Source organism: Bradyrhizobium sp. GW821-FHT13H06 (assembly GCF_058803975.1).
In genome coordinates this window covers 102,403-113,442 of record NZ_JBXAPN010000017.1, presented here as the reverse complement: position 1 = coordinate 113,442, position 11,040 = coordinate 102,403, and the positions used below count along the sequence as shown (strand labels likewise).

Sequence of the window (11,040 nt, the reverse complement as noted above, 5' to 3'; positions counted from 1 at the left end):
CGCCGCAGCGGACCGAACCATGAACGACTGTTACCTATCCATCCGGTCTGGTTTGTTACCCATCCATCCGCTGGACAGCGAAGCGCCGGATGAGGGGTCTCTATCCGTAGACGCCACTGCACAAGGGCGCTCGGGGATAAAACCCCTCACCCGTCTCGCCGCTACACGGGACCACCCTCTCCCGCAAGGGGAGAGGGCAAGAACACCACACTTTGCGCCCCGCCCGGCAATCGGATAGAACGCGCACCGACCGTCCCGCCAGCGAGACCGCGACATGACCGACATCTCTCCGCTCGACCAGGCCCGCATCCTGTCCGAAGCGCTGCCGCACATGCAGCAGTATGACGAGGAAACCATCGTCATCAAATATGGCGGCCATGCCATGGGCGACGAAGCAACCGCGAAGAACTTTGCCCGCGACATCGTGCTGCTGGAGCAGACCGCGATCAATCCGGTGGTGGTGCATGGCGGCGGCCCGCAGATCGCGACCATGCTCAAGCGCCTCGGCATCGTCTCGGAATTCGCAGCCGGCCTGCGCATCACGGACGCCGCGACCATCGAGATCGTCGAGATGGTGCTGGCCGGCTCCGTCAACAAGCAGATCGTCGGCTACATCAACGAAGCCGGCGGCAAGGCCGTCGGGCTGTCGGGCAAGGACGGCAACATGGTGAAGGCGTCGAAGACGACGCGCACCATCGTCGATCCGGGCTCGAACATCGAGAAGGCGATCGACCTCGGTTTCGTCGGCGACCCGGAGAAGGTCGACCTCACGCTGCTCAACCAGCTGATCGGCTACGAGCTGATCCCGGTGCTGGCGCCGCTCGCGACCTCGCAGGACGGCCAGACGCTGAACATCAACGCCGACACCTTTGCCGGCGCCGTCGCGGGCGCGCTGAAAGCCAAGCGCCTGCTGCTGCTCACCGACGTGCCGGGGGTGCTCGACAAGTCGAAGAAGCTGATCCCGCAGCTCTCGGTCAAGGACGCGCGAAAGCTGATCGCCGACGGCACCATTTCGGGCGGCATGATCCCGAAGGTGGAGACCTGCATCTACGCGCTGGAGCAGGGCGTGCAGGGCGTCGTCATCATCGATGGCAAGATGCCACACGCCGTGCTGCTCGAGCTCTTCACCAACCAGGGCACAGGCACGCTGATCCACAAGTGATGCGGGAGCGGACCAAGGGAGCCGTCATGGCCGGGCTTGTCCCGGCCATCCACGATCTTTCCTGCCGCGCCAAGAACGTGGATGCCCGGCACAAGGCCGGGCATGACGAACGAAGGCCGAGGCCACACCGCCGCTCACCCCTGACGCGCTTCCTGATGACACTGCCAGCCGCAGCCGTCTCGTTCCTGTTCTCCTCCGCGCCGGCCCTTGCCGACCTCAAGATCTGCAACCGCATGTCCTATGTCGTGGAGGCCGCGATCGGCATCGACGACAAGGCGGCGACCGCGACGCGCGGCTGGTTCAGGATCGATCCCGCCACCTGCCGCGTGGTGGTGCAGGGCACGTTGACGGCCGACCGCATCCTGCTCAATGCCCGCGCGCTCGGCGTCTACGGCGCCTCGCCGATCCCGCAGAGCGGCCGCGACATGCTGTGCGTCGCGCAGGACAATTTCGTCATCGCCGCGGCGCGGCAATGCCGGAGCGGTCAGACCCAGGCCGCATTCACGCAAGTGACTCCGACGCAAGGAGCGGATGGCAACCTCGTTGCGTATCTCGCCGAGGATTCCGAATATGACGACGAGCAGGCGCGCCTTGCCGGCATCCAGCGGCTGCTGGTGATCGCAGGCTACGATGCAGCGCCGATCGATGGCGTCGACGGGCCGAAGACGCAGGCCGCGCTGGCCGCCTTCCTCAAGAGCCGCGGATTGTCGTCGGACGTCGTGGCCTCCCCGAACCTGTTCAAGACTATGGTCGACGCCGTGCAGACGCCCTCTGCGACCGGCCTCACCTGGTGCAACGACACGCCGCACAAGGTGATGGCCGCGATCGCGACCGATGACGGCAAGTCCGTGACGAGCCGTGGCTGGTATCGCATCGATCCCAAGACCTGCCTGCACCCCGATGTGACCGGCCAGCCCAAGCAGATCTTCAGCTTCGCGGAAGCGGTCGACGCCGACAACCGCATCGTCAAGCTGAAGGATCGGCCGCTGAACTGGGGCGGCGACAGGCAGCTCTGCACGCGCGAGACCAAGTTCGAGACCAGCGAGCAGACCGATTGCGGCGCGCGCGGATTTGCGCCGACGGGCTTTGGCGCCGTGGACATGTCGAGCGGCGGCAAGACGGTGCGGTTCGCGGTGCCGTGATGGTGATGATGGTGACGCCTCACATTTCGCCATCGTCCCCGCGAACGCGGGGACCCATAACCACAGGATTTGGTTATGGCACGAGATGGTGGTTATCAGCCTTCGCCAAACAACTCCCTGGGGTTATGGGTCCCGGATCGGCGCTCACTTCGTTCGCTTGTCCGGGACGACAGCGGAGAATGAGGCTGCGTCCGCTGGCAAAACTTAGAGATCTGCAATGACCCCGCCCCGCGCCTTCGACCACGTCGACACCTGGGTGTTCGACCTCGACAACACGCTCTATCCGCATCACGTCAATCTGTGGCAGCAGGTCGATGCGCGGATCGGGGAGTTCGTCTGCAACTGGCTGAATGTCGGCCCCGAGGAAGCGCGGGCGATCCAGAAGGACTATTACCGGCGCTTCGGCACCACGATGCGCGGCATGATGACCCTGCATGGCGTCTCCGCCGACGACTATCTCGCCTACGTCCACAAGATCGACCACTCGCCGCTGGAGCCGAATCCGGCGCTCGGCGCTGCCATCGCAAAGCTGCCGGGCCGCAAGCTGATCCTCACCAACGGCTCGGTCGACCATGTCGACGCGGTGCTGGCGCGGCTCGGCTTCGCCTCGCATTTCGACGGTGTATTCGACATCATCGCCGCCGAATTCGAGCCCAAGCCTTCGCCGCAGACCTACCAGAAATTCCTCAGCCAGCATGCGGTCGATCCCACCCGCGCCGCCATGTTCGAGGACCTCGCCCGCAACCTCACCGTCCCGCACCAGCTCGGCATGACCACCGTGCTGGTGGTGCCGGATGGGACGAAAGAGGTGGTGCGCGAGGATTGGGAACTGGAGGGCCGCGACGCCGCCCATGTCGACCACGTCACGGATGATCTGGCGGGTTTCTTGGCTGCGCTGCGGTGAGGTAGCGGCCACCGTCATTCCGGGGCGCCCGAAGGGCGAACCCGGAATCTCGAGATTCCGGGTTCGATGCTCCGCATCGCCCCGGAATGACCGTGGAGGATGGCCGAGACAAACCCGGCAACGACGAATGTGCGCTTGACTTGACCTTTCCAAATCCCGAAAAAGCGCCCCAATCCATCAAAATTCCCGCTCCCTAGAGGAAATCCCGATGTCCCTTGCAGCCCTCGAATCCACCATCAACAGCGCCTTCGAGGCGCGCGACGGCATCTCGACCACGACCAAGGGCGAGGTGCGCGAGGCCGTGGACCAGTCGCTGGAAATCCTGGACAAGGGCGAGGCGCGCGTTGCCGAGCGCGGCGCCGACGGCAAGTGGAAGGTCAATCAGTGGCTGAAGAAGGCCGTGCTGCTGTCCTTCCGCCTCAACGACATGGGTGTCATTCCCGGCGGCCCCGGCAAGGCGACCTGGTGGGACAAGGTGCCATCGAAGTTCGAGGGCTGGGGCGAGAACCGCTTTCGCGACGCCGGTTTTCGCGCGGTGCCGGGCGCCATCGTCCGCCGCTCGGCCTTCATCGCCAAGAACGTCGTCTTGATGCCGTCCTTCGTCAATCTCGGCGCTTACGTCGATGAGAGCACGATGGTCGACACCTGGGCCACCGTCGGCTCCTGCGCGCAGATCGGCAAGCGCGTGCACATCTCGGGCGGCGCCGGCATCGGCGGCGTGCTCGAGCCGCTGCAGGCCGAGCCCGTCATCATCGAGGACGATTGCTTCATCGGCGCGCGCTCCGAGGTCGCCGAAGGCGTGATCGTGCGCAAGGGCGCGGTGCTGGCGATGGGCGTGTTCCTGGGCGCCTCGACCAAGATCGTCGACCGCGAGACCGGCGAGGTCTTCATGGGCGAAGTGCCGGAGTATTCCGTCGTGGTGCCCGGCGCGCTGCCCGGCAAGCCGATGAAGAACGGCCAGATCGGCCCGAGCACCGCATGCGCCGTGATCGTCAAGCGCGTCGACGAACGCACGCGGTCCAAGACCAGCATCAACGAGCTGCTGCGGGATTGATCCGACGCGCATGACCGATGCTCTCTCCATTGCCCGCGATCTCATCCGCTGCCCCTCGGTGACCCCGGCCGATGCCGGCGCGCTCGGGGTGCTTGAAAAGGCCCTGAATGCGGCCGGCTTCACCTGCCACCGCGTGACCTTCAGCGAACCCGGCACCGCCGACGTCGACAATCTCTACGCGCGGATCGGCACGGAAGGGCCGCACATCACCTTCGCCGGCCACACCGACGTGGTGCCGCCGGGTGACGAGAGTGCCTGGAGCGTCGGCGCATTCTCCGGCGAGGTGAAGGACGGCGTCCTGCACGGCCGCGGCGCCGTCGACATGAAGGGCGGCATCGCCTGCTCGGTGGCTGCGGTGCTGGAGCATCTCGCGGCCAATGGTGGCAAGCCGCGCAGCGACGGAAAAGGTTCGATCTCGTTCCTGATCACGGGCGACGAGGAAGACGTCTCCATCAACGGCACCGTCAAGCTGTTGAAATGGGCCGCCGAACGCGGCGAAAAATTCGATCATTGCGTGCTCGGCGAGCCCTCCAATGTCGAGACGCTCGGCGATACCATCAAGGTCGGCCGCCGCGGCTCGCAATCCGGCACGCTCGTCGTCGACGGCGTGCAGGGTCACGTCGCCTACCCGCATCGCGCCTCCAATCCTGTGCCGGACATTTCGCGGCTGATCGTGGCGATCTCCGACGAGCCGCTCGACCATGGCAGCGCGCAGTTCCAGGCCTCCAATCTCGAATTCGTCTCGGTCGATGTCGGCAACAAGGCGTTCAACGTCATCCCCGGCGAGGCACGCGCCCGATTCAACATCCGCTACAACGACAACCACACCCAGGCGAGCCTGCGCGAGCTGGTCGAGGCCCGCCTCGCCAAGGCCTGCGGCAACCGTATCAAGGCCCGCATCGTCTGGGAGGCGTCGAACTCCAACGTGTTCGTGACCAAGCCCGGCCCCTTCACCGATCTCGCCGTCGCCGCGATCGAGGAGGTGACGGGGCGCAAGCCGGAGCTGTCGACGAGCGGCGGGACCTCGGATGCGCGCTTCATCGCGAGCTATTGCCCGGTGATCGAGTTCGGCCTGGTCGGCCAGACCATGCATCAGGTCGACGAGCGCGTGCCGGTGGCGGATCTGGAGAAGCTGACGCGGGTGTATCGCGGGATCCTGACAAGGTATTTTGGGTAGTCGCGAACCGCCGCCAAACCCTCCGCAGTCCCCACATTTCGCTGTCATCGCCCGGCTTGACCGGGCGATCCAGTATCCCAGAGACGGTAGTGATCGAGTCGAGAGGCCGCGGCGTACTGGATGCCCCGGTCAAGCCGGGCATGACAACGGTGGGCGTGGCGAGAGCGCGCGCCTCTCGTTTAATACTCCACCTTCATCAGATACAGTCCCTCCGGCGGGGCGACGACGCCGCAGGCGGCGCGGTTGCGGGCTGCCAACGCGGCGGAGAGATCGTCGGCGGTCCAGCGGCCCTCGCCGACCCAGACCAGCGATCCCACCATCGAGCGGACCTGGCTGTGCAGGAACGAGCGCGCCGAGGTGAGAATCGTGATCTCGCGGCCGTCGCGCAGCACGTCGAGCTGGTCAAGCGTCTTCTCCGGCGACTTGGCCTGGCACTCGGTGTCGCGGAAGGTGGTGAAATCGTGCTTGCCGAGCAGGCGCTGGGCCGCCGCGTGCATCGCGTCGGCATCGAGCCGGCGCGGCACGCGCCAGGCGTGGCCGGCGTCGAGCGCGAGATTGGCGCGGGTGTTGACGATGCGATAGCGGTAGTGGCGCCTGACCGCCGAAAAGCGCGCCTCGAAACTATCAGGCACGATCTCGGCCTCGAGCACCGCGATCGGATGCGGGCGCAGATGCGCGTTGAGCCCGTCGCGAAAACGGCCCGGCGGAAACGGCTTGTCGACGTCGACATGCGCGACCTGTCCGCGCGCATGCACGCCGGCATCGGTGCGGCCGGCGCCGTGCACGCGCAAATCCGCCCCGGTCATCGCCTTCACCGCAGCCTGCAGCGCGCCCTGTACCGACGGCAGCGTCTCCTGCATCTGCCAGCCGAAGAACGGCGCGCCGTCATATTCGATGGTGAGCTTGTAGCGGGGCATCAACCGAACCGCATCGGCGGGCTCACGGGCACGCCGCGCAAGAAGTCCGCGGCCTGCATCCGGCCCTTGCCCTCGCGCTGGAGCTCGATGATTCGGATCGCGCCGTCGCCGCAGGCGATGGTGAGTTGATCGTCGAGCACCGCGCCCGGCTCGCCCGCGCCTTTCGCCAGCTCACAGCGCAGGATCTTGACGCGCGCGCTCTCCAGCTCCGTCCAGGCGCCGGGGAACGGCGACAGGCCGTGGATGTGGCGAAGCACGGCGCGCGCCGGTCTGGTCCAGGCGATCCGCGCCTCGGCCTTGTCGATCTTGGCGGCATAGGTGACGCCGTCCTCGTTCTGCTTCTTGAGCTGGAGCCCGCCGCGGTCGAGCGCGGCCATCGCCCGCACCATCAGATCGGCACCGAGGCGCGAGAGACGATCGTGCAGATCCGCCGCCGTCATGTTGTCCGTGATCGCGAGCCGCTCGGCCATGGCGACGTCGCCGGTGTCGAGGCCGACGTCCATCTTCATGACCATCACGCCGCTCTCGGCATCGCCGGCCATGATCGCGCGGTTGATGGGCGCGGCGCCACGCCAGCGCGGCAGCAGCGAAGCGTGCAGATTGTAGCAGCCGAGCTTTGGCGCATCGAGGATCGCCTGCGGCAGGATCATGCCATAGGCGACGACGACGGCCGCATCGGCCTCGAACGCGCGAAACTCTTCCAGCGCTTCCGGCGTCTTCAGCGTCTTCGGCGTCAGCACGGGAATGCCGAGTTTTCGCGCGGCCTCCTCGGCCGGGGTCGGCTGCAATTGCAGCCCGCGCCGTCCGCCCGGCTTCGGCGCACGGGTGTAGACGGCGACGATCTCGTGACCGTGCGCGACGAGCTCAAGCAGCGTCGGCACGGAGAAATCGGGCGTGCCCATGAAGATGAGGCGAAGGGACATCAACAGACTCGCTGCGTTCCCTCCCCCCTTGCGGGGGAGGGTTAGGGAGAGGGGTGCCACACGACGCGCTCCTGCGGCGTGAGCGCGGATTGGTTCATTGCCCCGGTCAGACCATTTGCTGGGCTACCCCTCTCCCCCCACCCTCCCCCACAAGGGGGGGAGGGAGCGCAGGGGAGTTCTCGGCAACACCAGTTGTTTACAATTCACTCGCCGGCGCGCTTGGCGGCTTTCTCGAACTTCTTCATCACGCGGTCGCGCTTGAGCTTCGACAGGTAGTCGACGAACAGCACGCCATTGAGATGGTCGATCTCGTGCTGGATGCAGGTGGCGAAGAGGCCTTCGGCGTCCTCCTCATGCACCTTGCCGTCGAGATCGGTGAAGCGCACGCGCACCTTCGCCGGACGCTCGACCTCCTCGTAATATTCGGGGATCGAGAGGCAGCCTTCCTCGTAGACCGAGAGCTCCTCGGAGGAAGCTAGGATTTCAGGATTGATGAAGACGCGCGGCTCGCGCTTGGTCTCGCCGCTCTCGTCGCGCTTGGCAAGGTCCATGGTGATCAGGCGCAAGGGCTGCGCGACCTGGATCGCCGCGAGGCCAATGCCGGGCGCGTCGTACATGGTCTCGAACATGTCGTCGGCAAGCTTGCGGATCTCCGACGTGACCTTCTCGATCGGCTTGGAGACCAGGCGCAGCTGCTTGTCCGGCAGGATGATGATTTCTCGTAGGGCCATGGCGGCGATTTAAGCCGCGCGCCGGATGCGGTCAATGCGGCCAGGAACCCCGTTAACCCTCCGCTAACCATAAAACTTCAGGTTTCGTTAACCATAAAAATTAACGGAGCATTCACCATAAATGTTCGCTATTCGTTCGTACGCCCCGGCGAATCGGCTAGAAGGGTCGGCATGAACGACCTCATCTTCATGCTCGGCGAGTGGCCCGTGCGCGTCGTGGACGCGCTGATCGGCTTCGGCGCCCTGGTTCTCATCCTGCTGGTGGTGATTGCGGTCGTGATCGCGCGATCCGGGCGGCGCGGCGCGGAACTCGCCATGGCCAACGCCATCCGGGCCGACGAGCTCGAGGAACGTCTGAGCGAGGTGCTGCGGGCGCAGAGCGAGTCGTCGGGCCGGGTCGATGCCATGACCCAGGCTCTGGCCGGCCGCCAGGCCGAGATGGCGCGGGCGGTGAACGAGCGGCTGGATTCGGTGACCCACCGCGTCGGCCAGTCCATGGAACACTCCACCCGCAACACCATGGAGAGCCTGCGCGCCCTGCATGAACGGCTCGGCATCATCGACAGCGCGCACAAGAACCTCACCGATCTCACCACGCAGGTGACCACCTTGCGCGACGTGCTCGCCAACAAGCAGTCGCGCGGCGCCTTCGGCCAGGCGCGGATGGAGGCGATCGTCCAGGACGGGCTGCCGAAGGGTGCCTACGAGTTCCAGTTCACGCTCTCCACCGGCAAGCGCCCGGACTGCGTCGTGTTCCTGCCCGATCAGCGTCCGCTTTGCATCGACGCGAAATTCCCGCTGGAAGCGATGACGGCGCTGCACGACGCCCGCACCGACGAGGAACGGCGAATCGCCACGCAACGACTGCGCGGCGATGTGATGAAGCATGTCAGCGACATCGCAGAAAAATATCTCGTCGCCGGCGAGACCCAGGAGATGGCGCTGATGTTCGTGCCGTCGGAATCCGTCTACGCTGAGATCCATGACGGTTTCGACGACGTGATCCAGAAGGCCTATCGCGCCCGCGTCGTGCTGGTGTCGCCGTCGCTGCTGATGCTCGCGATCCAGGTGATGCAGCAGATCATGAAGGACGCGCGCATGCGCGACGCCGCCGACCAGATCCGCACCGAAGTGACCAAGCTCGGCGACGATCTCGGCCGCCTGCGCGATCGCGTGCTGAAGCTGCAAAAGCATTTTGCCGATGTGAATGAGGACGTCCGCCAGGTGCTGATCTCCGCCGACAAGATCGAGAAGCGCGCGGGACGCATCGAGGAGCTGGATTTCAGCAAGACCGATGCGCCGGAGACTCCGCGGCTGGTGGCGACAGCCGCGCCGGAGCTGTTCCCGCGGAAACTTCAGGCGGGAGAGTAGAGCCCACGCCGTCATGGCCGGGCTTGTCCCGGCCATCCACGACCTTTGAGCGGCGCCAAGAACGTGGATGCCCGGGACAAGCCCGGGCATGACGAGTTTTGTAGCAGAGGCAGCGCCCCCAGAATCTGCTAACACCTCTCCCATGACCGCACCCGACGCGACTTCCTCCGCTGGCGCTCCCGCTGCCTCCTGGCGCGACAGCCTTGCCGTTTACCTGCAACCGCGGGTGCTGATCGTGCTCTTCCTCGGCTTCTCCTCGGGGCTGCCGCTGGCGCTGTCGGGTTCGACGCTGCTGGTGTGGATGGCCGAAGCGGGGGTCGATCTCGGAACGATCGGGCTCTTTGCACTGGTTGGAACGCCGTACACGCTCAAATTCCTGTGGGCGCCGCTGGTCGATGCACTGCATGTCCCGTTCTTCACGCGCACATTTGGCCGCCGGCGTGGGTGGCTGGTGTTTTCGCAGCTGCTGCTGATCGGCGCGATCCTGCTGTTGGCGCTGACCGATCCGGCGCGCTCGCCGCTGTTCGTCGCGCTTGGTGCGCTCCTGGTCGCGACGATGTCCTCGACGCAGGACATCGTCGTCGATGCATTCCGCGTCGAGAGCCTGCCCGAAAGCGAGCAGGCGGCCGGCATGGCCGCCTATGTCGCGGCCTATCGCATCGGCATGCTGATATCGACCGCGGGCGCCTTGTTCATCGTCACCGGCTTCGAGGCGATCGTCCCTCGTGGCGCCGCCTGGATGTGGGGCTATGTGGTGATGGCGGCTCTGGTGCTGATTGGCACGGTGACGGCGCTGGCCGCCACCGAGCCCGCACAATCCAAGCGCGCCGAGGCTGCCACGCAGAACGAGGACGCGCTCATGCGGGTGTTCCATGCCGCGATGGGCGCGTTCTCGGAATTCTTGCAGCGAAAGGAAGCGTGGGCGGCGCTTGCCTTCGTCGTGCTGTTCAAGTTCACCGACGCATTTTCCGGCAACATGACCGTGCCGTTCGTGATCGACATCGGCTTCACGCGGAACGACTACGCGGTGATCGTGAAGGGCGTCGGCATCGCAGCGACCTTGGCCGGCGGGTTTGCCGGCGGCTTCGTGGCACGGCGTTATTCGCTCGCAACGAGCCTGTGGATCGGCGGCATCGTGCAGGCAATCTCCAACCTGTCGTTCTCATGGCTGGCGCTCGTCGGCGTCAATGAATGGGCGCTGACCCTCGCAATCACCTCCGACAATTTCTGCAACGCCATCGGCACCGTGATCTTCGTCGCCTATCTCTCGGCGCTGTGCCAGAACCCGCTGCACACCGCGACCCAATATGCGCTGCTGACGGCGCTTGCCGCCGTGGGACGCACCTACCTGTCATCGGGCGCGGGCTATCTGGCGAAGGCGACGGGCTGGCCGATGTTCTTCGCGATCTCCGTGCTCGTCGCCATTCCGAGCCTGATGCTGCTGGCGTGGCTGCAGAAGCGCGGACATTTCGACACGTTGGAGCAGGTGCGAGTGTAGAACTCACCTCTCTCGTTCGTCATTGCGAGCCACCGGGTCCGCGCGAACGCGCGGCCCGATGACAGGCTCCGCGAAGCAATCCAGACTGTCACCGCAGGGGCAGTCTGGATTGCTTCGTCGCAAGGGCTCCTCGCAATGACGGCGGAGACAGCGTCGCGCCC

The 11,040-nt window shown here is 65.7% G+C and carries 10 protein-coding genes; 7 read left to right on the top strand and 3 right to left on the bottom strand.

The window, feature by feature from the left end:
- The first annotated feature begins 274 nt into the window (after positions 1 to 274).
- The 5 genes from argB to dapE all read left to right on the top strand — a co-directional run bounded on the left by argB (position 275) and on the right by dapE (position 5,439).
- The gene (argB, locus tag AC1RQP_RS38745) at positions 275 to 1,162 is read left to right on the top strand and encodes an acetylglutamate kinase (RefSeq protein ID WP_028176345.1); all 888 of its coding nucleotides are present in this window, start codon (positions 275 to 277) and stop codon (positions 1,160 to 1,162) included.
- A gap of 155 nt (positions 1,163 to 1,317) precedes the next feature.
- On the top strand, positions 1,318 to 2,304 hold the full coding sequence (locus AC1RQP_RS38740; protein WP_239629424.1) for a DUF1036 domain-containing protein: 987 nt from the start codon (positions 1,318 to 1,320) through the stop codon (positions 2,302 to 2,304).
- 217 nt (positions 2,305 to 2,521) lie between these two features.
- The gene (locus tag AC1RQP_RS38735; RefSeq protein WP_492942874.1) at positions 2,522 to 3,208 is read left to right on the top strand and encodes a pyrimidine 5'-nucleotidase; all 687 of its coding nucleotides are present in this window, start codon (positions 2,522 to 2,524) and stop codon (positions 3,206 to 3,208) included.
- A gap of 208 nt (positions 3,209 to 3,416) precedes the next feature.
- A complete protein-coding gene (gene dapD / locus AC1RQP_RS38730) occupies positions 3,417 to 4,262 on the top strand; it encodes a 2,3,4,5-tetrahydropyridine-2,6-dicarboxylate N-succinyltransferase (protein WP_035669192.1) in 846 nt (281 codons plus the stop codon).
- 10 nt (positions 4,263 to 4,272) lie between these two features.
- On the top strand, positions 4,273 to 5,439 hold the full coding sequence (gene dapE, locus AC1RQP_RS38725; RefSeq protein ID WP_492942872.1) for a succinyl-diaminopimelate desuccinylase: 1,167 nt from the start codon (positions 4,273 to 4,275) through the stop codon (positions 5,437 to 5,439).
- Between the two features lie 179 nt (positions 5,440 to 5,618).
- Here dapE and truA read toward each other — a convergent pair whose 3' ends face one another.
- The 3 genes from truA to def form a co-directional block, all read right to left on the bottom strand.
- Positions 5,619 to 6,356 carry a tRNA pseudouridine(38-40) synthase TruA gene (truA, locus tag AC1RQP_RS38720; RefSeq protein ID WP_492942870.1) on the bottom strand — a complete coding sequence of 246 codons (738 nt, stop codon included), beginning with the start codon at positions 6,354 to 6,356 and terminating at the stop codon, positions 5,619 to 5,621.
- The gene (gene fmt / locus AC1RQP_RS38715; protein ID WP_492942868.1) at positions 6,356 to 7,279 is read right to left on the bottom strand and encodes a methionyl-tRNA formyltransferase; all 924 of its coding nucleotides are present in this window, start codon (positions 7,277 to 7,279) and stop codon (positions 6,356 to 6,358) included. Before fmt ends, truA begins: the two co-directional genes overlap by 1 nt.
- Positions 7,280 to 7,482: 203 nt before the next feature.
- Positions 7,483 to 8,010: a peptide deformylase gene (gene def / locus AC1RQP_RS38710; RefSeq protein ID WP_492942866.1), complete on the bottom strand. Its 528-nt coding sequence runs from the start codon at positions 8,008 to 8,010 to the stop codon at positions 7,483 to 7,485.
- Positions 8,011 to 8,181: 171 nt separating this feature from the next.
- Here def and AC1RQP_RS38705 point away from each other — a divergent pair, with 171 nt between their 5' ends.
- Together AC1RQP_RS38705 and AC1RQP_RS38700 are read left to right on the top strand one after the other, a co-directional pair.
- Positions 8,182 to 9,381 (top strand): DNA recombination protein RmuC, encoded by a 1,200-nt coding sequence (locus AC1RQP_RS38705; protein ID WP_492942864.1) that lies wholly within the window; start codon positions 8,182 to 8,184, stop codon positions 9,379 to 9,381.
- 142 nt (positions 9,382 to 9,523) lie between these two features.
- Positions 9,524 to 10,879, top strand: coding sequence for an AmpG family muropeptide MFS transporter (locus AC1RQP_RS38700; protein WP_492942862.1), 1,356 nt, complete (start codon positions 9,524 to 9,526; stop codon positions 10,877 to 10,879).
- Positions 10,880 to 11,040 lie beyond the last annotated feature (161 nt).